This window comes from Halorubrum californiense DSM 19288 (assembly GCF_000336875.1).
Taxonomy (GTDB): domain Archaea; phylum Halobacteriota; class Halobacteria; order Halobacteriales; family Haloferacaceae; genus Halorubrum; species Halorubrum californiense.
Genome location: NZ_AOJK01000042.1, coordinates 1 through 22,409, shown reverse-complemented (window position 1 = coordinate 22,409; position 22,409 = coordinate 1). Strand labels below are relative to the sequence as shown.

The 22,409-nt window shown below is 60.0% G+C and carries 21 protein-coding genes; 11 read left to right on the top strand and 10 right to left on the bottom strand.

The window, feature by feature from the left end; genetic code table 11:
* Positions 1-197: 197 nt before the first annotated feature.
* From C463_RS09550 to C463_RS09540, 4 genes are all read right to left on the bottom strand, one after another.
* The gene (locus C463_RS09550) at positions 198-479 is read right to left on the bottom strand and encodes a PadR family transcriptional regulator (protein WP_008443130.1); all 282 of its coding nucleotides are present in this window, start codon (positions 477-479) and stop codon (positions 198-200) included.
* A gap of 459 nt (positions 480-938) precedes the next feature.
* Positions 939-1,433, bottom strand: a complete 495-nt coding sequence (locus C463_RS09545) for a hypothetical protein (RefSeq protein ID WP_008443110.1) — start codon at positions 1,431-1,433, stop codon at positions 939-941.
* 16 nt (positions 1,434-1,449) lie between these two features.
* Entirely contained in the window at positions 1,450-1,653 is a 204-nt protein-coding gene (locus C463_RS17670) for a hypothetical protein (RefSeq protein WP_080510797.1), read from the bottom strand.
* 357 nt (positions 1,654-2,010) lie between these two features.
* Positions 2,011-3,441, bottom strand: a complete 1,431-nt coding sequence (locus C463_RS09540; RefSeq protein ID WP_152422388.1) for a DUF6498-containing protein — start codon at positions 3,439-3,441, stop codon at positions 2,011-2,013.
* Between the two features lie 413 nt (positions 3,442-3,854).
* On the opposite strand from C463_RS09540, the gene C463_RS18600 reads away from it, so the two are divergent.
* The 3 genes from C463_RS18600 (at position 3,855) to C463_RS09530 (ending at position 6,278) form a co-directional block, all read left to right on the top strand.
* The gene (locus tag C463_RS18600) at positions 3,855-4,253 is read left to right on the top strand and encodes a hypothetical protein (protein WP_152422387.1); all 399 of its coding nucleotides are present in this window, start codon (positions 3,855-3,857) and stop codon (positions 4,251-4,253) included.
* Between the two features lie 202 nt (positions 4,254-4,455).
* Positions 4,456-5,229, top strand: coding sequence for a hypothetical protein (locus C463_RS09535; protein ID WP_049905767.1), 774 nt, complete (start codon positions 4,456-4,458; stop codon positions 5,227-5,229).
* A 119-nt stretch (positions 5,230-5,348) separates the two neighbouring features.
* A complete protein-coding gene (locus C463_RS09530; protein WP_239638876.1) occupies positions 5,349-6,278 on the top strand; it encodes a hypothetical protein in 930 nt (309 codons plus the stop codon).
* 811 nt (positions 6,279-7,089) lie between these two features.
* Here C463_RS09530 and C463_RS09525 read toward each other — a convergent pair.
* A complete protein-coding gene (locus C463_RS09525; RefSeq protein WP_008443103.1) occupies positions 7,090-7,572 on the bottom strand; it encodes a recombinase family protein in 483 nt (160 codons plus the stop codon).
* A 446-nt stretch (positions 7,573-8,018) separates the two neighbouring features.
* On the opposite strand from C463_RS09525, the gene C463_RS19005 reads away from it, so the two are divergent.
* Entirely contained in the window at positions 8,019-8,159 is a 141-nt protein-coding gene (locus tag C463_RS19005) for a hypothetical protein (protein WP_008443101.1), read from the top strand.
* A gap of 147 nt (positions 8,160-8,306) precedes the next feature.
* Here the strand turns inward: C463_RS19005 and C463_RS09520 are convergent, their stop codons facing one another.
* The 5 genes from C463_RS09520 to C463_RS09500 form a co-directional block, all read right to left on the bottom strand.
* The gene (locus C463_RS09520; protein WP_008443099.1) at positions 8,307-9,623 is read right to left on the bottom strand and encodes an NAD(P)/FAD-dependent oxidoreductase; all 1,317 of its coding nucleotides are present in this window, start codon (positions 9,621-9,623) and stop codon (positions 8,307-8,309) included.
* A gap of 3 nt (positions 9,624-9,626) precedes the next feature.
* Positions 9,627-10,943 (bottom strand): aspartate aminotransferase family protein, encoded by a 1,317-nt coding sequence (locus C463_RS09515; RefSeq protein WP_008443096.1) that lies wholly within the window; start codon positions 10,941-10,943, stop codon positions 9,627-9,629.
* Positions 10,944-10,945: 2 nt separating this feature from the next.
* A complete protein-coding gene (locus tag C463_RS09510) occupies positions 10,946-12,331 on the bottom strand; it encodes an aspartate aminotransferase family protein (protein ID WP_008443094.1) in 1,386 nt (461 codons plus the stop codon).
* A 78-nt stretch (positions 12,332-12,409) separates the two neighbouring features.
* Positions 12,410-13,300: a dimethylarginine dimethylaminohydrolase family protein gene (locus C463_RS09505; RefSeq protein WP_008443092.1), complete on the bottom strand. Its 891-nt coding sequence runs from the start codon at positions 13,298-13,300 to the stop codon at positions 12,410-12,412.
* Positions 13,297-13,749 carry an Lrp/AsnC family transcriptional regulator gene (locus tag C463_RS09500; RefSeq protein ID WP_008443091.1) on the bottom strand — a complete coding sequence of 151 codons (453 nt, stop codon included), beginning with the start codon at positions 13,747-13,749 and terminating at the stop codon, positions 13,297-13,299. The genes C463_RS09505 and C463_RS09500 overlap by 4 nt, the downstream gene beginning before the upstream one ends.
* A 178-nt stretch (positions 13,750-13,927) precedes the next feature.
* Between C463_RS09500 and C463_RS09495 the strand changes: the two genes are divergently transcribed.
* The 7 genes from C463_RS09495 to C463_RS09465 all read left to right on the top strand — a co-directional run.
* Entirely contained in the window at positions 13,928-14,938 is a 1,011-nt protein-coding gene (locus tag C463_RS09495; protein ID WP_008443089.1) for an ABC transporter permease, read from the top strand.
* On the top strand, positions 14,938-15,765 hold the full coding sequence (locus C463_RS09490; RefSeq protein ID WP_008443088.1) for an ABC transporter permease: 828 nt from the start codon (positions 14,938-14,940) through the stop codon (positions 15,763-15,765). Before C463_RS09495 ends, C463_RS09490 begins: the two co-directional genes overlap by 1 nt.
* A 91-nt stretch (positions 15,766-15,856) precedes the next feature.
* Positions 15,857-17,041: a polyamine ABC transporter substrate-binding protein gene (locus tag C463_RS09485; RefSeq protein WP_008443086.1), complete on the top strand. Its 1,185-nt coding sequence runs from the start codon at positions 15,857-15,859 to the stop codon at positions 17,039-17,041.
* 3 nt (positions 17,042-17,044) lie between these two features.
* Positions 17,045-18,178 carry an ABC transporter ATP-binding protein gene (locus tag C463_RS09480; protein ID WP_008443085.1) on the top strand — a complete coding sequence of 378 codons (1,134 nt, stop codon included), beginning with the start codon at positions 17,045-17,047 and terminating at the stop codon, positions 18,176-18,178.
* A gap of 118 nt (positions 18,179-18,296) precedes the next feature.
* Positions 18,297-19,805: an aldehyde dehydrogenase family protein gene (locus C463_RS09475; protein WP_008443081.1), complete on the top strand. Its 1,509-nt coding sequence runs from the start codon at positions 18,297-18,299 to the stop codon at positions 19,803-19,805.
* A 155-nt stretch (positions 19,806-19,960) separates the two neighbouring features.
* Positions 19,961-21,388 carry an aldehyde dehydrogenase family protein gene (locus C463_RS09470; RefSeq protein WP_008443080.1) on the top strand — a complete coding sequence of 476 codons (1,428 nt, stop codon included), beginning with the start codon at positions 19,961-19,963 and terminating at the stop codon, positions 21,386-21,388.
* On the top strand, positions 21,385-22,409 hold a 1,025-nt coding region (locus tag C463_RS09465; protein WP_152422385.1), incomplete at its 3' end, for a saccharopine dehydrogenase family protein. The genes C463_RS09470 and C463_RS09465, both read left to right, overlap by 4 nt.

Sequence of the window (22,409 nt, the reverse complement as noted above, 5' to 3'; positions counted from 1 at the left end):
GGAGATTTGTGTCATAGGCAACCGAATCTTCCCGCTTCAACTCCTTTGATTTAGTGGCCTACCTCGCTGCCGTATGGCGATTCAACACAGCAGATTGAATCATTCAGCCTCTGTACTGACCACATCCGGTCAGAATATATCATTTCCTGAGAATTTCAACAGAACCAATCAAACAGTCCTCGAACGCAGCGGTTCGATCACCCATCGTGGTCAATATACCCGGCTTCCCATTCAGTCCGAGCTTCGATCTCTCTGGTGCCCCGGCGAGTAGTGCTGTACTCGTTGGTCCGTCGGTCCCGTTGACTTTTTTCGATGAGTCCCTTCTCAACGAGCGTGTCGAGGTTGGAATAGAGCCGACCATGATGAATCTTTTTTTCGTGGTAGCCCTCAAACTCGTCTTTGATCGCGAGTCCGTGGGGATCATCAAGTCCGGCAACGACGTACAGCAGAGCGCGCTGAAAGCCAGTGAGATCACACATGTCACAATTTCTTCATTCGAGTTTTGAAATACTACTGATCTGGTTCTGTATGGAGCTAAGGTATCCATCACTCTCCCCGTGGGTTGCCACCCGGCTACAAGCCTCTTAATGTTGTTTCAGAGCTAGGTGAGGTGGCAAAGGATGCCACTGAATCGACTGACTACGGCAGTTCGCTGGAGGAGATCAACATTGTGTCCGATGAAGCCTGGATGTATTATTCTCAGTTCTTACACTCATCGAAGCTATAGAAATTCTTTCACCAGCAGTCCTGAAATAGATGTAGAATGACCCTATTCCGACGCATTCTGCGAATTCAACAGAGCCACCTGCTGTGGCTATCGGGGGAATGTATGCGTTTGCGACTGCGAGTGTCTCCACGATTATGTTAGGAGGTACTCGCAGTGCTGTATGGACGATACATAAGGTGAAATAATAATGCCAGTCAGTTCGCAGCGCCGTTCAGAATCCCCGTTCGGCGAACGCTTCCTGTGCCTGTTCGTATACCGTCTCTCCACCGCTCGTGTAAAGCGATGGGAGGTTCACGCGCCGTTTACGTGTCGTTTCTCCGTCGGTGTAGGTAATAACGAGTCGAGGGCGTGTCAGTCCCTTCAGGCCATCCGTTGTAGAGACCTGCTCGATTGTATCAAGTCGAATTCGGTCTGGCGATCGGAACCCACGTGCGTGATTTACCGCCCAGAGTCCGAGTATCAGCCCAATAACGGCAGCGATGTAGAGGAAGTTGCCGCCGCCGACCGCGTTGACTACCCACCAGACGCCGATTGGAAACGCAAACAGGTATGCGAGAAAGGCACTACTGGACCACCACGTTCCGCGCTGCCAGTAATCGCGGTAGAGTGATTTAATATACCCAAAAAAAGACTCTTCGAAGTATACATAATCCTCGGTGAACTGCGCTGTGCCGCGTTTCGTCGGGAACGACTCGATGGAGGGCATACGTTTCTCCCCCTAACTATTCAGAAAGGTCCGCATAGAGTCGAGTGAGCCCACACTCCGGACAGAGGTGTGCAAAAAGTGGGGTTTGATACTCGACACCGAGACGGTCAAGGATACCGCTGTCTCTCTCAGTTTCGATGTAGAGGTCACCAACACCTTCGGCGGTTACGTTCGTCTGCTCCATCTGGACAGCACAATCTGGACAGGATCGTTCGCTCATGGCTCGGAATCATGTTTGGCAGATCATACACAAAAGACCCGGCCGCTGTTTCATTAGCTGAAATGCTGCTATCTGTATCTCTTTTCGTTGAATACACCCTCTATATCTTACACGCAACTCCTGACAATATCTAAATAAATAGAGTGTACAAACTCCCCTAGGACACACTGATAATCGGATAGCTATTGATTCCATTAATCATATCGAAGTAATCGACCGTCTGTACCGATAAAGAGACTACCGTCACTGATGGCCAACTTACTTGCTTCGTAGAGATCAAGAACCTCAGATAACTCAAGTGACCCGCTATTTCGCACAACTATTCTGCAATGATTCCCTCTCCCTGGGTCGACCTGCCTACCTGCGATATGATTCTGCCCAGATTTTGTGTAGGAGAGGAATAGCGAACGGTAGTACGAAGCCAGTATAGATAAGCAGCTCTCTCACGCTTACCGACGGCGCCACAATAAGCACACCCACTGTAGCGAGTATTCCGCTGATACAACTTCCAAAAAGCACTATCGGCCATCGTTTGAGTGGCTCAAATGTTGTCGATGCAATTGGGAAATCAAATGATTCGGTGAGTGTGCTTGGGTCGCCCACAGGGCCGATCGTGCGTTCAGCTGCGGTTTCGCCGACTCCTACTGTGGCTACAACGGTTCGCGTGCCGAGCAACCGATCAGGGAGCCGATCCGTAACGAGTTCAACTCCACGGACCACGTCAGTAGAGGTTTCCCATTGAGCTTCCTCAACAAGTCGGTCGTACGCAATAAGACGATCCCCATAGCGATGATACTCCAAGAAGCCGTACCTCAGATAGAATATCAAAACTTCAGCGATCAGAAACCCAATATACGACCCAAATACCGCGAGCGTGATGCCGACAGCCATCACCGAGGAGAGGTTATTACCCACAAATCCGAGTAACACAATCCAGAGGATCATAAATGGCAGGACAAAAAACGGGGCGATGGTCACGATGACATGCAAAATCCCGGTAGAGAGTGTGGCACGGCTGTCAGTCGACATCCGCATGTCAGGCTCTTTTTCCGGGAGAGCCACCTCAGTTGATTCAGCATTCTGAGAGACTGGGCCAGAAAGCCACGCCGTGAGGCGGCTGCCGTTTTCTGTTGTAGCCCGATAGCCAGACCACTCAATGACTATCTTCCCACCTATTAGAACCACTACTACAAACTCCGTCCCAGCGGCTGCGGTAAACACGCTTACAAAAAGCATCAAAATGATGAATGCGATCTCTCTTGCGGGAGTTTCAACCACCGAGTACGGTGAGACCGTCTTGTACTCCCCGGAAAAGTAATTGCGCCATATGTCGATCAGTTGGGCGGCGACAAGAATCGCAAGACTACCGATAACTTCACGCTCGGATATAACTGCCGTGATATCAACAATCTTCGACAGAAGAAGACCGAATGCAAGCGAGGACTGGATCCCAAAGCCCACCACTGCGGTAATAAATGGGATATTCCGCGGATACACTGGTGGCAACAGTCCCACTATCTCGGTGCTGCCACGCTTTGCTTCTAAGTCGCTTGAGATGCTGATTAGTGTATTGTCTTTATCATCACGTGTTTGTGGTGCTTGTTGTGCAAACAGGGATTTTACAGCCGCGAATGGAATTGAAAAGAACAGTTCTAACACATATAACACAATGAGTGTCTCCGAGTCCCACCCAAACATCAGAACCCCAATAATGGGCAATAAATTTGCAAGGAATGTTGGAAGGAACCCGACTGCATACGGTCTGGAAAGATCGGCTGTGGAGGTCATACTGATACGGCGTGTTGTGGGCAACAAAATATTTCGAACGCGTAGATGTTGTAGGTACCGTTTTGAGAGATTGTGCTGGAAGGTGGAGAGGGAAGGCCCCCAGCGTAACACACTGGCTCGGCGATGACGGGATTTTCAATGGAGGGTGTGGACTATGGAATCCGGAAGCGGGGAATGGCTGTGTCAGAGCATACCCGTTGACTCTACCATCTGATTGGTTCGGGCAGAAAATAAACTGAGGGCGCGGGTTTCTCGTGTTGAAACACGCACCGTCACTCGGGATACTTTTTTCATGAACTTTACATACTCTGTGTAGAGTTCTAAGTTGAGGCCAGATTAGCGGTGTCCTCTTTATATGTTACCGGACACACGGTGATGATGGCTTGTAGTTTCCAAAATTAAGTGGATGCCGAATGATCTCAACAAGCGTCTACAAACGAGACTGCTTTGTTGAATCCGGTGATGGTGTGGGGATTACTGTTGAGGACAGAGGTCATTTGGATATCGCAGGCGATTATCTGCTCACAGATAGCCAGACTGGAGAAGAACTCGTCGTTCTGGATAATGACCTTTCACTCTTCGAAGACACGTGGCGAATTCGCGACGCGGAGGACGGATCACTCCTCGCCGAGATCAACTCCCGAGGCGCACTCTTCACCGTCGGTCGAAAGATCCTACCAGTGGGCCAGTGGATCGGACACAAGTTCGAGATAACTGATGCGGGAGCGATTCTGTTGGGAGTATCGAAAGCGATTTCGCCGTGTTTGATCGGTACAAAATCACGATCGGCGATCGCAGTACGGTCCCAATAGACCCGGATCGTGGCAGGGACAGTTGTGGTCGATGTTATTCATGGATATCGACCCAGATCAGACGACATCCTCCCTGCGCACCTCCCGTAACTTCGATAATCGGTTGGTTTGTATTTCCGACGACCGCGTCAGTGGCGGGCGTACCGACTGCCGTCTTCGTATTTCGGTGGTTTTATATAGTCCTGATGAAGTTTTTGCCTACATGGCCCTCCAACTCAGCCATGCGGTTAGCGACGGTATCCGGCGTACACTCACTCGAACTGGGGGAATCCTCTTTCTTGGATTCTTGATGATTCAATTCGGAATTCAAACAGCTGTCAACAGCGCCGTGATAGGGTATCTCCCACCTGAAGCCGCAGCACAGTTCAGTAGTAACGCGGGGCTCTCGCTTCCGATATCTGGAAGCGTTGGACTCGTTCTGTTCGGTGTCCTCGTCGTACTGAGCTCGGCGTTCCTTGTGGTCCTCTCACGAACGTTTTCCCAGCCACTCAGCGAGGCATCCACGTTCCCCGCTACGTTGACGCAGCGACTCGGACGCGCAACGGCGACCGCGTTCGTCGGCGGGCTCATCGTGGCTGTCACAGTGGTGATCGGCTCCGTGTTCCTGTTCGTCCCCGGTCTATTCTTCGCCGCCTCGTTCCTGTTTTTCATTTTCGCAGTTGCCGTCGAAGATCGTGGTCTCCTCAGTAGCCTCAAGCGGAGTTGGGGCCTCGCCCGCGGGTCCCGGCTCAAGCTCATCGTCCTTGTCGTTGTCTCTGGCTTGTTCGGCGGTGTGATCGGTGCTGTGTCACCGGTGCTGGATCTCGCCGGCGCGCCGGTTGCCGCTGACGTCGCAACGGTCGTCCTCACGACGATATTTTTCCTCCCGTACTACGCAATTATCGCGTCAGCGTATCTCCAGCTACGAGACGGGGACAACGCACCGGACCGGTCGACACCGAATCCCGTCGACGCCTCGCAGACGCAGAAACTGTAGCTAACACAGAATTGGGGTTTGTAATTCGACACAGCCCTTTTATAGAAATACCGACCCGTTTCAGGCCTAGAAATACTGGAGGACACTCTATGTAAGCAGACAGCCATCACCTGAATCAGGTGAACAAGATTTCCGGCATGGAACGGAGAGTACTCGCGACACTCGGCTTGCTGGCGCTGGTCGTGCTCACAGGATGTTCAGCAGCGGGATCATTGTCGATGGAGGCCGCAGACGACGCAGAGATAGCAGAAGCCGCTAGCCGGCCAGCAGTTGTGGAAAGTCATGGTCCAGATGATCAGGCAGTAGTTCGAGAGGCGATTGAAAACGGATCAGGGACGGCTACAGCCACTGAACCGCCCGTTGATCGGGGACTTCCTTTCGTATATAGCGATACTTATTACGAGGTTAACTGGAATGTTACTGGTACGGAGCTTGGGACCGCATTTGTTGTCGGCGTCGACCTCAATGGGACAGCGTCGGTCGACGAGACAGTCGCCTTCGAGGAACTCTCCGAGCACGACAGGCAGCTGCTGGGCAGTTCAATCTCAGCTACGACAGCGGACGAAGACCGGCTAAGGCCTGGTCCCGAGATTAGTGTCTTCGAAGAGTACACCATGGCAGAGACCAACTCGTCCGTACTGTTGTCCAGCGAGTACAGCGCTGTCCGGTACAACGGTACCATCTACCCCTTCGAAATAAACGAACGTGAGAATGTAGCGCTGAGCCGGTACCGTTATACAGTCAGTACGGTCGCAGACAGCACCGCAGCGTACGCTCAACAAATTCGCGAGAAGCATCTGATCACGCTATCGGGCCTCTCAGAGGATGAGAAGGTGGTGGTAAACGAAGCGATCGACGGCGTCTACTATGCTGAGGATACAGACGACGAGGCGTTCCGGTCTGTGATGGACTACTTCCCGGCAGAGTCAGCGATCGATGCTGAGAGTTTCGGCGGCACGTGGTTAGTGCGCTATGACGGCGAGGTATACGTGGCAGACCTTTCTTACGGAGGCTTTGACCTAAACCATCGGCCTGTTACCGAGGAATAGACCTAACGAGAACGCCTGCGACTTCAGAGCCCCCACGCAGCAGAGATAGTTGAAAGGATGCTGTGTTCTGTTGAATCTGATGACGACATCGGGATCACGATCGCTGAAGACGCAGTTATTTCGCGTTTTATTGTCGAGAAGTTGAACTGATCCACCCTGTGATCTCAATCCTCACTCTCTCTGCCAAGAGTCGACCGCTGGACTCCCCCGACAGCGCTCTGAAATAAATACAGAGTGGCCTGACTCTGTGCCTTCTGTGGATTCAACAGAGCATACTGATCAGTATCAATTTCATCACCCACGATGGTAGGTCCTTGCGAATTCGGAAGCCCTAGTCCATACGCTTTCTTGGGTTGTCTAGTTATTATATCCAACTGCCAAGTTTCTCGTTGCGTGACACATGTTTGATAGAATACTGCTCACCAAACGGATTGTTGTCTGAAGAAGAATGAAAGGGCTGACACACTCCCACCCCTATTTTGTTCATTAAAGATAGTTATTGAGTAGTCTCACGATGTAACGTTTAAAGTATGAGACCAAAGATAAAAACACAAACACAAGAGAGGTATCCTAATATGCTAGGATAGTATCCACCGGTACTGACATTCTGGAATGAAAATACTGGGTGACCTTGAGAAATCAGATATGTTATCCCAACTACCCCGACACCGCAAGAGCCCCATCCATAGCGCTGTAACGGCTCCATTGTGCTGATACGTTGTTGTTCACGACTTAATTCGGGTTTTCTGCCCTCGGAATCAATCTGAACTATCCATCATTCGACAACGAACCCCGCAGGCGGTCTTCCAGTCTACTTTCCGGCGGACTGTGCGGCACGGACCCCCGATCGGATTCGCTGGAGCTTTTGTTGGTGCTCGATCCGGGTGAGGTCGCCCATCAACCGAGCGACCATGGTGTATATCATCTGCTGGAGCTCCCCGTCGTCGACGTGAATCTTCAGACCAATGTCGAGGGCTTCGACGCCAGTGTCGTGTTTCAAGCAGTGTTGGATGAACTCGTGAATCTCAGTCGGACCGATCCGAGAAAGTCGGCTGATTTCGTGAACGACCACGAGGTCGTACTGTCCCGTCCCGATATCATCGAGGAGTCGGTTGTACACCTCGCAAGTGTCGGTGTCGGCGACGCCGGAGACGATTTCTGGATACTCCTCGATGTCTTTGACACCGAGACGCTCCAGATGTTCGTGGGCTTCGTCGAGTTGCCGAGAGACGTCTTGGCCCGATGTCGAAACTCGGGCGTAGATTGCTGCGTCTGAGGGTCCGTTTCCGCTCACGTTTTCGAGGACGCGCTACTGTATTAAACAAGTGGAGGTTACTGCGGTTCCGTGTATACCACTACCTTCTCGACGTATTTTGAGACCAGCTAACGGACACTGAAGAGAATAAAACGGCAGTATATATTCGGGGGTTGGTAGGTCAGCCAGTACAAGACTTAGAGGCTGTATCTTGGACGGAGAGTCCGAGGAAGACCGCCTGTTCGGATCGATCAATACAGCTCACCGAAGTATCATCAGAGTGTATATTGTATCGATTCTGTGTTATTGTAGCCCTTCAAATCCGAGTCAGTCCGTGGAGCCGACCAAACGAACAGGCGACGTGTCCTCGCCGTGGTCACCGGCAGAGGAATCGCGGGTTTCGCTAACTGTGCCGGTCAACTCAGCTTCCGCTCCGATTCGATCAGTGACCGCGATCACACGCCTGTGACGGACAGGGCAACCGCGTGACCGACGGCGGGTTCAACGCCGGACTCTCCGTCGAACCGTCCTGTGCCGTGGCGACGGTCGGCGTTCGCGAACTCACTGTATCCGGCGAACTCAGTCGTAACGAGGGTGCCGTGGTAATCCTGATCGGGTCAGGGTAAAAGTGCGGGAGGTCCGACGCCCCGTCGGTCCGCAAGATCGACCGCAGGGACGTACCCGCCGCGGTTCGAAAGCTTTCCGCGTGAGTCGGTCGGGGCTGTGGAAACCCTTCTCCCGACTGGAACCGCGTGCCGAATACGAAGCGCCGGTCACTCGCCACCGGCGCTGATGCTGCGGAATTCGAAATCGGCCGAGCAGATGTCGAACCGCGAGAGACAGAACGGCGCTGCTGGGACCGGTGGGTCTTCGCCCATTACATGCGCACGGACGAGCGCGCCGGCGATGGGAGCCGTCATGACGCCTCGGCCGTGAAACCCGGTGGCGACGACGAGCCCGGCGGGGGCGTCGCTCGGCGCGTCGATGATCGGACGCGTGTCTGGCGTGGCACCGTCGATTCCGGCCCATCCGTCCACGACGCGGAGCGCCCCCTCGGTCCCGAGGAATCGGGGCACGAGGGCGGCGACGTGGTCTCGGAAGGCCTCGTCCGCTTCCCGGCTCGCGGCCGCAGGGTCGGATTCGGCGAACGACCAGCCCCCGATGAGAAGGTCCCCATTCTTCTCGCGGCGGAAGTAGACGTGTTTGCCCGGGATCCACCCCATCGGAAACGACGCGCCGAGCGACGACTCGGGCCGCAACACGAGACACTGCGTCCGATAGGGCTGAACGGGAACTCGGAGGTACGGAGCCAGCAGCTGCGGCGTCCGCCAGCCGGCCGCGACGACGACCGCCTCGGCCGCCACCGTCCCGTGGTCCGTCTTGACCCCGGTGATCGTTGTCTCCGTCTCGGTCTCCGCTTCCGCGTCCGTGTCGCTCTTCGCGGGGTCTCCCCCCGCGGCCGAATCACGGAGCTCTGCCCCACCCGTTCGCCCCTCCACAACGAGGTCCGTCACGGTGACCCCGGTCTCGAACCGCGCGCCGCGGTCCGCTCCGTCCGCGCGCAGCGTCGTCGCGAGCGTGTACGGGTCGAGGTTACCCGTGTCCGTGAACCGCACCGCGCCGACGAACTCCGAGGCGTCGATCCGGGGCCACCGCTCCTCGACGGCGGCGGCCTCCAGAAACGCCACGTCGACGCCGTCGTCCCGGAGGCGGTCGACGCGCGCTCTCGCGGCTTCCTCCCGATCGGCCGTGACGAGCTCGACGCTCGGCGTTTCGGTGTACTCGAAGGCTCCGGTTCCGTCGTACGCTCGGAAGAATTCGTTCGCGTGCGCGGCGATCTCCGGGCGGTCCGTGTAGGAGGGCGTCATCGTCACCTCACCGGCCGCTCGGGCGGTCGCACCGCCGGCGATCTGGTCGCGCTCGAGAACGAGCACGTCGTGGTCCGGGGCCAGCTCGCGCGCGGCGGCACAGCCGATCACGCCGCCGCCGACGACCACGACGCGCGGGTCGTCGGTGTTCGCGCCCTCGCGGAACGTGGCCGGTATCGTTTCCGACTCAGCCTCGCCGTCGGGGCGATTCCCGGACGACATGGATTACGCGACCGCCCGAAGGCCGGACTCAAGCGCGTCGACCGCCCGTTCGAGTTCGTCTCGCTCGATGGTGAGCGGCGGCTGGAAGCGGAGGACGTTCTTGTGGTAGCCCCCGACACCGATCAGGACGTTATGCTCGTCGCGCATATGTTCGCGGACGGCGGTCGCGGCCTCCTTCGCGGGCGTTCGGTCCGCGTCCGCGACGAGCTCGACGCCGGACATGCTGTCTCTTATACACATCTCNTAGTGCTCTTCCAGCTCCGTGAGACGCGATTCGAGCCACGAGCCCTGTCTGTTTGCGTTCTCGACGATCCCGTCCTCCAACCGATCGATGTTGGCGAGCGCGGCCGCGCAGCAGACGGGATTACCGCCAAACGTTGAGAGATGATCGCCTGCCTCGAAGCTGTTAGCGATCTCCGCGGGCGCCGTGAACGCGCCGAGCGGGAGTCCGTCGGCGATTCCTTTCGCTTGTGGCATGATGTCGGGGACCACGTCGAACTGTTCGCTGGCAAACATGGTGCCGGTTCGCCCGTATCCGGTCTGTACCTCGTCGACGATGAGTAGCCCGCCGTTGTCGTGCGTGATCTCTTTCACGCGCCGCAGCCAGCCTTCCGGCGGGACGATGATCCCGCCCTCGCCCATGACGGGCTCGATGATGACGGCGGCCAAATCTCCGGAAGTGTGAGTGCCGATGACGCGCTCGAGCTCGTCCGCGCAGTCGCTCGAACACGTCCCGTCGCAACGGTCACAGCGGTACGCGTACGGCGGGGGCGCGTGAGTGACGTCGTTGATCGTCGGTGCCATCCCCCGCTTGTATGCGCTGTTTCCGGTGAGCGCGAGGCTGCCGAGCGTCCGGCCGTGAAACGCCATCTCTAGAGCGACGACTTCCTTGTTGCCCGTGTGTTTGCGCGCAAGCTTCACCGCCCCCTCGACGGCCTCGGTCCCCGAGTTACAGAAGAAGGTCTTCTGGAGGTTTCCCGGCGTGATCTCGGCGATGCGTTCGGCGAGCTCGCCGACCGGCGCGTTCCTGTGGACGTACGAACAGGTGTGGATGAGCCGGTCGAGTTGTTCCTTCGCCGCGTCGACGACCGCGGGGTTGTTGTGTCCGGCGTTCGTCACCGAAATCCCGGCGAACACGTCGAGGTACTCCTCGCCCTCCGGCGTTGTCATCGTCGTGTCCGAGGCCCGGTCGACGGCGAACGAATCGTATCCTTTCGCGATCGGCATCACGTACTCGTCGTACTGCGATCTGACGGCGTCGCTCGACGGACCGTCACCGGCCGACTCGCGCGTCACCGAGGGATCGGACTGGTTCGACATTGTCACTGGTACTGGTGGTCGACCGCGCGGAAGGCGTCCTCCGCGACCTCCAGCGCGTGATCGATCTGCTCGTCGGTGTGGGTGTATGTGGTGAAGAACCGCTCCCCCTGCAGGGGGTTCCCGAAGAGGACGCCGTCGGCCGCAGCCTCGAGCCACCAGTCGGCGAACTGGTCGGTGTTCGCGTGCCACGTGTCGCGATACGAGTGGATGTCGTGATCGGTCATGTACACCTGCCCCATCGAACCGATGTGTTCGACGTTGACCGCGAGGCCGGCGTCGTCGGCGACCTCCTGAAGCCCGTTGAACAGCCTGTCGCCGAGGCGGTCGATGTGTTCGTACACGTCGCGCTCGTCAAGGATCTCCAGCGTCTTCAGTCCGGCCGCGGCCGCGACCGGGTGGCCGTTGTACGTCCCGCCGTGGAACGCCGAGGAGTTCCACTTGGAGGCCTCCTTCTTCTTCGGCGGGACGATTTCTTCCATGATGTCCCGCCGCCCGCCGAACCCGGCGACTTGGTAGCCTGCGCCGGCGGCCTTCGCGAACGTCGTCATGTCCGGCGTGACGCCGAACCGTCCCTGCGCGGACTGTGGTCCCAGCCGGAACCCGGTCATCACCTCGTCCCAGATGAGGACGATGTCGAGCTCGTCCGTCAGCTCACGGAGGAACTCGTGGTACCCGTCGCGGGGTTTGAGACAGCCGCACGAGAACATCACCGGCTCGATGATCACGGCGGCCATGTCGTCGGCGTGCTTCCGGAGGATCCGCTCGGTCGCCTCCTTGTCGTTGAAGGGGAACGCGACGACCGTCTCGCTGATCGCGTCGGGGATGCCCGTCCCATACGACACCGTGTTCGGCTCCTCTTCGGGGCCCAGCGCCTCTTCGCTCGCGTAGACGCTCTGGAGCGCGTAGTCGTGCGCGCCCGCGTAGCCGCCCTCGGGCTTGGCGATCTTCTCTTTGCCGGTGTACGACCGGGCGACGCGGAGCGCGTGCATCGTCGCCTCTGTACCGCTGTTGGCCATCCGAACCGACTCGATGGAGGGGACCATCTCGCAGACCTTCTCCATGAACTCGATGGCGACCGGCTGCGGGGTGGCGGTGAGGTCGCTCTTTTCCACCTGCCGCTTGACCGCCTCCTTGACCTCGGGGTGACCGTGTCCGAGGATGATCGGACCGAGCGCGAGGAGGAAGTCCAGGTACTCGTTGTCGTCCATATCGTAGACGTAGGAGCCGTCCGTCTCTTCGATGTAGAACGGGTACGGATCGAACGAGCGGACGTTCGACTCGACGCCGAGCGGGGTCACGTTCGACGCGCGCCGGTGGAACTCCCGGCTCTTCGACGTTTTCTCTTCTAACAGGCGTGCGTGGTCGCGCTCCTTGTCACCGAGGCTCATCGCTATAGGTGATGAAGCGGCAGGAAATAAATCTTTGGCAAATACAATCAGATGCCGAAATAGATACGGCGATTCGAGTTACTCGCCGGTAACAGTTCGGGACGAGGGAAGCACGAGTCCCTTCGGACCGCCGCCGGCCTTCCTGATCTCCCGGAGCGACAGCTCGATGACGTGGAACCCCCGGTCCGTGAGCGCGGCGCGGACCCGGTGGTTCCCGGAGGGGAGGAGCACGGTTCCGGGGTCGACGACGATGGTGCTCGTCGCGCGGTTGCGCTGTTCGCGCATCGGGACGGAGATCGTCTCGATGCCGCGATCGTGAAGCATGTCGAGGAACTCCGGCGGAACCGCCTCGGAGTAGACGAGCGCGAGATCGGGTGCGACCATGCTGAACACCAAGGCGAGATGCGTCTGTCCGGTGCTCTCCGTGCTGCCGAAGATCGGCACCTCGATCACCTCGACTCCGAACGTCTCCAGGACGGTCCGAACCTGTCGGATCCCGGCCGCGTTGGTGGTCTGCGACCGACCGATCGCCACGGTGTCGCGGTCGATCCACACCATGTTCCCGGCCTCGAAGCCGCCGTCGCCGTGAACGGTGTGATAGATCGGCGCCCCCAGTTCGGTCATTCGCTCGGAGAGCCGGCGCTCCTCGCCGTGCCGGGTCTCCTCAACCATCTTGCCGACCACGATTCCGCCGCCGATCGCGAACCCCACGTCCCGGACAAAGAGCGACTCGGCGAGGCTCTCCGTCACGCCCTCGAGCGTGAGCACCTCCACGCCGTTCGACTCCAGCTCCTCCACGAGCGACCGGTGCTCCTTCGCGGCCTTCTCCTGACGCGGCAGCCCGTCCCAGTTCCACGCGTCCGGATCGACGACCGAATTGAACTCGTCGCCGGGCTCGTGAACCAGGGCCTGCTCGAGTGAGCCGTACTCCGACCTAGCCGACGGTTCGAGCCCCCAGATGTCGTTCATTCGTCTATCCGCAGCGTGTGTTCCTCCTTCACGCTCCGGAGCGCCATGTCCGTGGCGGTGCTCTCGACGCCCTCATACTGGCCGATCTCCCTCAGTAGGTCGGTCATCTCCTGCCGGTCGGCGATGCGGACTTTCAACAGCAGATCCGCGTCGCCGGTGACCTCGTGTATCTCTTGGATCGGCGTCACCTCGACGAGGCGTTCGGCGACCTCCGACGACCGGCCAGCCATCGTCTCGACCCGGATGAAGCCGACCTCGTTACGTCCGAGGAGTTCCGGGTCGAGTACGGCGCGGTAATCCCGGATGTACCCCTCCTCCTCCAGTGCCTTCGTCCGCTCGTGGATCGTCGCCGTCCCCATGTCGAGCCGACGTGCGATCTCGGAGAGGGCCGCCCTCCCGTCGACCTGAAGGATGGCCAGGATCTTCCGGTCGACCTCGTCGATGTCCATGAGCGTGGATTCAGTGGCCGGATCCCTATGTGTTTTGTTTGGCTGCACGACTTTATTCGCTGTTAGGGAGTGGAATAACATAATATTTCCTCAGTCCCGTCTCTCTTCGTATGTTTATCTGTAAGTATCGGGATTGCCCAAACATATTTCATGTGGGCAGTAGTACGCCAACGAGAGAATGGGACGCGATAGCAATGATCGGGCGTCGGGGCTCGACGCGCAACTGGTTCGGCGGATCCGTCGGAACCAGTGGACCGGTGCGATCGTCAATCTCGCACCGAGCGCGTTCTGGCTCGGCGTGTTCTTCCTCGCACCGCTCGCCGTGATGTTCTTCTTCAGCTTCGGGGAACGGGGGGCGTTCGGCGAAGTCCTCCTCGCAGTAGAGAACCTCGGACTACAGCAGTACCGTCGGTTCTTCATCCCCGAAGACACCTCGATCCTCGTCGCGCTCTGGGCGACGGTTGCGTGGCTGATCGAGACGGCAGTCCCCGGAATCGAGACGCTCTCGGCGACGCAGCCGACGCCGTACGTCAGGCTGTTGTTCAAAAGCATCGGCTACGGGGTCCTCGCGACGGTGGTCTCCTTCGCCGTCGGCTACCCAATGGCCTACTACATCGGTCACATTGCCCCCGAAAGATACCAGAACCTCTTGATCGTGCTCGTCATCCTTCCGTTCTGGGCCTCGTTTCTCGTCCGAATCTACGCCATTCAGCTGCTGTTGTCGGCCAACAGCGTGCTGATGAGCGCGCTTGCGGTCCTCCCGTTCGTTGAACAGGGAGCCTCCCTGATGTACTCGCAGTTCGCGGTCCTCTTGGGACTCGTCTACATCTGGATCCCCTTTATGATCCTCCCGGTGTATTCGAGTATCGAGGAGATCGACTTCACGCTCCAAGAAGCCGCGATGGACCTCGGAGCGGACCGTTTCGAAGCGTTCTATCACGTCATCTTCCCGCAGTCGAAACCGGGCGTCATGGCGGGGAGCGTCCTCGTGTTCATCCCGAGCGCGGGCGCGTACGTCATCCCGGAACTGCTCGGCGGCACCGACAGTCAGATGATCGGGAACTTCATCGCGTCTCAGTTCGGCTCCGCCGGCAACTGGCCGCTCGGAGCCGCGGGCGCGTTCGTTCTCATGGGGGTCATGCTACTCAGCATCGCCGCGTACCAGCGCGGCGGGGGTGAGCTCGGATGATGGGCGCGTTCCGTCGCGCGCGCGCAGCCCTGTTCGAGCGGGGGGCCGGGCTCTTGGTAGCCCAGACGGCGTTCGTCTATCTGTTCCTTTACCTGCCGATCGCGGTGTTGATCACGCTCTCGTTCAACGACTCGCGGTACGCGGTCGTCTGGCAGGGGTTCACGACGAAGTGGTACACCGCGCTGTTACAGGGCGAGACGGTCGCTCGAGTCGATCCGACCGCGGCATGGAACGCGCTCCTCAATTCGGTCGAGATCGCCGTGGCGATGGTCGTTATCAGTACCGTGTTCGGTACGATGCTGGCGTTCGCCCTCGACCGGTACGACTTCCCCGGCAAGCGGCTGTTCACCGGCGTCGTGTTCATGCCGATCATCATCCCGAGCATCGTGATGGGGATCTCGCTGCTGTTGTTCTTCAACATCGTCGGGATACAACTGGGGACCGGGACGGCGATAATCGGCCACGTCGCTTTCGGCATCAGCTTCGTCGCGGTCGTCGTCGCGGCGCGATTACAGACCTTCGATCAGACGATGGAAGAGGCGGCCATGGACCTCGGTGCCAACGAACTCGAGACGCTCCGGTTCGTGACGCTCCCGATGATCAAGCCGGGGATCTTCGCGGGCGCGCTGCTCGCGTTCGCCATGAGCTTCGACGACTACGTGGTCACCTTCTTCATCATCGGACAGGAGAACACACTCCCGATCTTCTTTTTCGGGATGGTCCGGCAGGGGATCTCTCCCGGAGTCAACGTCGTCGCGGCGCTGATCATCGTCGTCACGATGGCTCTGGTCGCCGTCGCTCAATGGTTTCAGGGCCCGACGTGGTGAATTCTGTGAAATATATCCGACTGAACGTATGATCTCCCGAAATATTTATGGTCTGTTGTGGCAGTTGGAGAAAAAGAGACACTGACAATCCATGTCACAACAGAAATCCACAAGCGATCGGCGTACGTTCCTGCGGACCACCGGCGCCGTCTCAACGGCCGGACTCGTCGGACTCGCGGGATGTAGCGGCAACTCCGGGAGTGACGGTAGCGACGGTGAGAGCGGAGACGACGGCGGCGGTGAGAGCGGAGACGACGGCGGCGGTGAGAGCGGCGGTAACGGAGAGATCGAAGACGAGCTCCGCGTCTTCCAGTGGGGCGACTACTGGCCAGACGGTTTCATCAGCGGTTTCGAGGAGGAGTACGACGTCTCCGTTTCCGTCTCGCTGTACTCCTCGAACGAGGAGATGTTCAACGCGCTGAACGCCGGCGGAACCGGTCAGTACGACCTGATTTTCCCGAGCGACTACATGGTCAACGTCCTGAACGAGCAGGGCATGATCCAGCCGCTCAACCTCGACGCCCTGCCGAACTTCGAGAACCTCTCCGAGAAATTCCGGGAGGCGCCGTACGATCCGGGCGAGGACCGCTTCTCCGTCCCCTACCAGTGGGGAACGTCCGGGATCGCGTACAACGAGGAGATGGTCGGCGACATCGAGGTCAACTCGTGGGAGACGATGTGGAACGAGGAGTTCTCGGGGCAGATGTCGATGCTTGACGACGTCCGCGAGACGATGGGCGCCGCGTTGAAGTATCTCGGCTACTCGCTCAACACGACCGAAGAGTCCGAGATCGAGGAGGCGAAGGAGCTACTGATGGAGCAGAAGGACCTCCTCTCGACGTACGACTCATCGGACTTCCCGACGAACCTGATCAACGAGCAGCTCAGCCCCGTCCACGCGTGGTCCGGCGGCGCCTTCCAAGCGTACTGGGAGACGTTCGAGGACGGCAGCTCTCCGGTCAACTACGTCATTCCAGAGGAGGGCGGGGTCGTGTGGGTCGACACCGCCGCGATCACCACTGAGGCCGAGAACGTCAACGCGGCGCACGCGTTCATCAACCACTTCCTCGACGCCGAGGTCGGTGCCGAGATCACGAACTACACCTACTACGGCAGCCCCAACGAAGCCGCCGAGGAGTACATCCTCGACGAGATCCTCAACAACGAATCGATCTACCCCGACGACGAGACGATGAGCAACCTCGAATACATCCAGAACATCGGTCAGGCGACGACCATGTACAGCAACGCCTGGCAAGAGATCAAGAGCGCCTGAGGAATGACGGATTACGACGTCCGGCTGGAGGGCGTGACGAAGCGGTTCGACGACGTGGTCGCCGTCGATGATGTCGATCTGCGGGTCGAGTCCGGGAAGTTCCTCACCCTGCTCGGACCGAGCGGGTGCGGGAAGACGACGCTGCTCCGCTGTATCGACGGCTTCGAGACGCCGACAGAAGGCGCAGTGTACATCAAAGACGAGGACGTGACGAACGTTCCGCCCTTCGAACGTAACACCAGCATGGTGTTTCAGTCGTATGCGCTGTTCCCGCACATGACGGTCGGCGAGAACGTTGCGTTCGGTCTTCAGATGCAAGGGGTCGACGACAGCGGCGAGACCGGACGCGGCGGGGTCGGCCAAGCGGTCAAGCGCCTCGTTCGGAGGGGTTCCAACGAGGAGATCGAGTCTCGCGTCGAGGAGATGCTCGAACTCGTGGAGCTGCCCGGGACCAAGGACCGGCAGATCAGCGAGCTCTCCGGCGGCCAACAGCAGCGCATCGCGCTGGCGCGGGCGCTGATCACGGAGCCGGCCGTGCTCCTGCTCGACGAGCCACTCGGGGCGCTCGATCTAAAGCTCCGACAGAACATGCAGGTCGAACTGAAGAACCTGCAGGAAGAGCTGAACACAACGTTCATCTACGTCACACACGATCAGGAGGAGGCGCTCACCATGAGTGACCAGATCGCGGTGTTGAACGACGGACACGTCGAGCAGCTCGGCACTGCCACCGAGATCTACGAGGAGCCTGCGACGGAGTTCGTCGCGGACTTCATCGGCGAAACGAATCTTGTCCGCGGCGACTACTCGGAGACCGACGAGGGAGCGACTATCACGCGGAACGGCCGCACGTATCTCGTTCCGGCGAACCCGGAGGCCCGGGCAACGGCCGGGTTCGCGGTCCGACCCGAGAAGATCCGGATCGGCGATGAGGCCGCCGGGCTCGACAACAGCTTCCGGGCGACGATCATCGACGAGATCTACAAGGGGAACCTCGGCAAGTTCGTCGTTGAACTGGACGACGGCGAACGGTTCACCGTCGACATGCAGATACGGGACCAGGGGTCGTACCTCCAGATGGGAGAGACGGTTCAGATTGGCTGGGCGGCGGAGAACAGCGTGGTACTCACCGAGTAGACGAGAGTCCGAGAGACACCGATCCCGCGTTCGCGCCGACGGACGACCGCACGAATGTCCGGCGAGACGACTCCGGCGAACGGACCGGGACGATACGAACGACAACCGAAGCACAATCATGAACTTCACAGGCAGGATTCGGGACCGACACGAACAGGCGCACGAAGAGATCGCGACCCTTGATTTCGGCGCGTACATCGACGGGGAGATCCGACCGGCGAGCGACGGAGAGACGTTCGAACCGACGGATCCCTCGATCGACGAGCCGATCACGACGGTCGCGCAGTGCGGCAGCGCGGACGTCGAGGACGCCGTCGCGGCGGCCGACGCGGCGTACGAGGACGGCTGGGGAGCGATGGACGCGGGTGACCGGGCCGAGCTGATCCGGACGTGGATCGACGAACTGCGGGACAACGTCGACGAGCTCGCGCTGCTACAGACGTTGGAGGTTGGGAAACCACTCGCGTACGCGAAGGCGGACATCGAGAACGGTCTCGACTTCTTCGAGTACTACGCGAACGTCTCGGTCGCCCAAGAGGGCGAATACGTTCCTACGGGGGCGGATTCCCACGCGTATGTCCGCCAAGAGCCGTACGGCGTGACGGGACAGATCCTCCCGTGGAACTACCCGATTCTCCTGATGGGGTGGAAAGTCGGGGCGGCGCTCGCGGCCGGTAACACGACGGTCGTCAAACCGCCGAGTCCGGCGCCGCTGTCCGTGATCCGCGCTGCGCAGCTGGCGGACAACGTCCTGCCCGAAGGCGTGTTGAACGTCGTTCCGGGCTCCGGAAGCGACGTGGGCGAACCGATCATCGACCATCCCGATGTGGGAAAGGTGTCGTTCACGGGGTCAGTCCCGGTCGGGCAGTCGATCATGCGGACCGCGGCGGACTCCGTGACGCCCGTTACGCTCGAGCTCGGGGGTAAGAACCCCTTCATCGTTTTCCCCGACGCCGACATCGACGAGGCGGCCGCGAACGCCGCGACCGGCGGGATGTACAACGCCGGGCAGTCCTGCGACTCGGCGACGCGGATCCTCGTCCACGAGGACGTGAAAGACGAGTTCGTCGACGCGTATCTGGAGGAGCTCTCCGGTTGGGAACCCGGCGACCCCCTCGAAGAAGGAACGACGATGGGACCGTTGGCCTACGAGGGCCACCGACAGAGCGTCGACGACTACGTGGACGTGGGCCGCGAGGAGGGGGCGAGCGTTCTCCGCGGCGGCGAGGCCCCGGACAGCGACGAGTACGCCGACGGCGCCTTCTACCAGCCGACCGTCTTCGACGACGTCGAGCCGGGTATGCGAATCGGTCAGGAGGAGGTGTTCGGACCGGTTCAGTTCCTCATGACGTTCTCGGACTACGAGGAGGCGATCGAGATCGCGAACGACGTCGACTACGGACTCACCGCGGGGATCGCGACCGAGAACCCGTCTGTGGCCCATCGCGCGGCCGCGGACGTGGAGGCGGGAAGCGTCTGGGTCAACCAGTACTTCGGGACGGTCCCGGGGACGCCCTTCGGCGGGTTCAAGCAGTCTGGATTCGGCCGGGAGTGCGCCCAGCAGGCGCTCGAAGAGCACACCCGATCGAAGTCAGTCAACGTCGCGCTCGACGATCCGCCGTACTGACCCTGTCGAAAGCGGCTGATTACACCCGGTGAGAACCGATTTCCCGTTGGTATTCCTCCTTAGCTCGGATGTAGCCGAATATACTTCGGCTTTATGGCGGTTATCGAGAAAGATTTTTCATGGGGGTTGTTGTATGGCCACCCAGGACACGATACATGCGCCAACTGTACATCGATGGAGAGTGGGTCGCCTCCCAGTCGTCGGCCGAGATCGACGTCGTTTCTCCCGTCTCGGGGGAGATCGTCGACACGGTCCCGCAAGCAAACGGGCGGGACGTGGCGTCCGCGGTCGACGCCGCCCGTCGGGCCCAGACGGAACTCGAGGAAATGACCGCCTTCGAGCGCGCGGAGGTACTCGACGAGGTGACGGACTACTTCGAGGAGCACGAAGACGAGATCGCGGAGGGGATCACCGAAGAGGAGGGGAAGCCCCTCCACGAGTCCTACGAGGAGACCGAGTACGTCATCGAGTCCAGTGAGGACTACGCGCACGACGCCATCCGGCTGTTCGGCGACGTCGTCCCCTCTGAGTGGCGTGACAGGTTCGCGTACACGCAGCGCGAACCGTACGGGCCGTGTGCGGTTATCTCCCCGTGGAACTTCCCGCTGGAGATTCCGGGTGGGAGCATTTACTCCGCCATCGCGACGGCCAACCCGGTCGTGTTCAAGCCGGCGGAGGAGACGCCGCTGACGGCGTACCACATCGCGGAGGCGTTCGCGCAGTCCAGTCTCCCTGACGGCGCGTTCAACCTCGTCACCGGTGACGGCGAGACCGGCGCTTCGCTCGTCGCCAACGACGACATCCGCCTGATCGCGTTCACCGGCAGCAGTGCGGTCGGACAGGAGATAGCGAAGACGGCGGCCGAGCGCAACGCCCAGTGCCTGCTGGAGCTCGGCGGGAAGGACCCGATCGTCGTCCTCGACGACGCAGACGTGGAGCACGCGGCCGACAGCATCGTCTCGGGCAGCAACTGGAACGCGGGACAGGTCTGCTGCGCGACGGAGCGCGTCATCGCGACTGAGGGCGTCCACGACGAGCTCGTCGACGCCATCGTGGAGCGGACAGAGGACCTCGTGCTCGGAGACCCCTTCGAGGACGGAGTCGACGTCGGACCGATGATCTCCGAGCGGATCCAGTCGAAGGCGCGTGCGCACTTCGACGACGCCGTAGAGCGCGGGGCGACGGTCAGGACCGGGGGCGAGACGGACGGGCTGTTCTTTACCCCGGCTGTACTCGAGGACGTGACCGAGGAGATGAACGTCGCCACCGAGGAGACGTTCGGCCCGGTGACGCCGGTCCTCACCGCGTCCTCGTACGAAGAGGCGATCGAGATAGCGAACCGTTCGCCGTACGGGCTACAGGCGGCGGTGTTCACCGATTCGCTGGAACGCGCTCACGACGCCGCGAACCGCATTAAGACGGGTGGCGTGTTCATCAACGAGACGAACAACTACTGGGAACGACTGCTCCCGTTCGGCGGCTACGGCGAGAGTGGTTCCGGCGGGCGGTACGGCAGCAAGTGGCACTTAGAAGCTATGACACAAGTGAAATCTGTGATGATGAACTACGGAGGCACCGAATGAGAGTCGTCGCGCTGGGCGGTTGTGGCGCGATGGGCAGGGCGACATCGTGGGAACTCGCGGAGAACGAGGCGGTCGACGACCTCCTCATCGCGGACGCGGATATCGACTCCGCCGACAAGTTCGCTGCCGAACTCCCGGGCGACGTGGAGACGGCGCACGTCGACGTGACCGATCACGAGGGCGTCGTCGAGACGATCGCCGACGCCGACGTGGTCGCCAACGCGCTCCCGTACGCGTTCAACGTCGCGGTGATGGAGGCGTGTCTCGACGCCGACTGTCACTACCTTGACCTCGGCGGGCTCTACCACAAGACCCAGGACCAACTGGAGTACGACGAGGAGTTCGCCGACGCCGGGCTGACCGCCGTCCTCGGAATGGGCGCGAGTCCGGGGCTGACGAACGTCGCGACCGCGATGGGCGCGAGCCACCTCGACGAAGTCGAATCCATCCACATCCGCACCGGCGCGCGCGGCGGCGGCGAGGGGTTCGCCTACTCCGCGAAGACGATCCTCGACGAGCTGACGATGGACCCCGTCGTCTACGAGGACGGTGAGTACCGGACGCTCGATCCGCTCTCCGGCCGCGAGACGTACACGATGCCGTCGCCGGTCGGCGAGGTCGAGGGGTTCCACAGCATCCACTCGGAGCTGGCGACGATGCCGACCACGTTCCCCGGTGTCGAGGACGTCGACTTCCGAGTCGCGTTCTCGCCGGACCTCGTCAACATCTGCGACGTGCTCATCGGGCTGAACCTCACCAGCGAGGAGCCCGTCGAGTACAAGGGCGTCGAGACCTCGCCGCGCGAGTTCCTCGACTGGCATCTCGACCGGCAGCCGAAGCCCGGCCCGGCCGAGGAGTGGAAGTCCTTCCGCGTCGACGTCGCCGGGACCGAGGACGGCGAACACGCGCAGTACCGGTACTCGACCGTGGTCGAATCGCGCTTGGACGACTGGGGGCTGAAGGCGACCGCGGTCTGGACCGGCGTCCCGATGGGGATCGCGGCGGTGCTCGTCGGACAGGG

Bases quoted from the DNA above. Each gene is read 5' to 3' on its own strand.
- C463_RS09485 (WP_008443086.1), top strand. From the start codon at position 15,857: ATGTCACAACAGAAATCCACAAGCGATCGGCGTACGTTCCTGCGGACC.
- C463_RS09480 (WP_008443085.1), top strand. From the start codon at position 17,045: ATGACGGATTACGACGTCCGGCTGGAGGGCGTGACGAAGCGGTTCGAC.
- C463_RS09535 (WP_049905767.1), top strand. From the start codon at position 4,456: ATGGCCCTCCAACTCAGCCATGCGGTTAGCGACGGTATCCGGCGTACA.
- C463_RS09550 (WP_008443130.1), bottom strand. From the start codon at position 479: ATGTGTGATCTCACTGGCTTTCAGCGCGCTCTGCTGTACGTCGTTGCC.
- C463_RS09470 (WP_008443080.1), top strand. From the start codon at position 19,961: ATGCGCCAACTGTACATCGATGGAGAGTGGGTCGCCTCCCAGTCGTCG.
- C463_RS09495 (WP_008443089.1), top strand. From the start codon at position 13,928: ATGGGACGCGATAGCAATGATCGGGCGTCGGGGCTCGACGCGCAACTG.
- C463_RS09510 (WP_008443094.1), bottom strand. From the start codon at position 12,331: ATGAGCCTCGGTGACAAGGAGCGCGACCACGCACGCCTGTTAGAAGAG.
- C463_RS09475 (WP_008443081.1), top strand. From the start codon at position 18,297: ATGAACTTCACAGGCAGGATTCGGGACCGACACGAACAGGCGCACGAA.
- C463_RS17670 (WP_080510797.1), bottom strand. From the start codon at position 1,653: ATGAGCGAACGATCCTGTCCAGATTGTGCTGTCCAGATGGAGCAGACG.
- C463_RS09505 (WP_008443092.1), bottom strand. From the start codon at position 13,300: ATGAACGACATCTGGGGGCTCGAACCGTCGGCTAGGTCGGAGTACGGC.
- C463_RS18600 (WP_152422387.1), top strand. From the start codon at position 3,855: ATGATCTCAACAAGCGTCTACAAACGAGACTGCTTTGTTGAATCCGGT.
- C463_RS09540 (WP_152422388.1), bottom strand. From the start codon at position 3,441: ATGACCTCCACAGCCGATCTTTCCAGACCGTATGCAGTCGGGTTCCTT.
- C463_RS09490 (WP_008443088.1), top strand. From the start codon at position 14,938: ATGGGCGCGTTCCGTCGCGCGCGCGCAGCCCTGTTCGAGCGGGGGGCC.
- C463_RS09545 (WP_008443110.1), bottom strand. From the start codon at position 1,433: ATGCCCTCCATCGAGTCGTTCCCGACGAAACGCGGCACAGCGCAGTTC.
- C463_RS09500 (WP_008443091.1), bottom strand. From the start codon at position 13,749: ATGGACATCGACGAGGTCGACCGGAAGATCCTGGCCATCCTTCAGGTC.
- C463_RS09520 (WP_008443099.1), bottom strand. From the start codon at position 9,623: ATGTCGTCCGGGAATCGCCCCGACGGCGAGGCTGAGTCGGAAACGATA.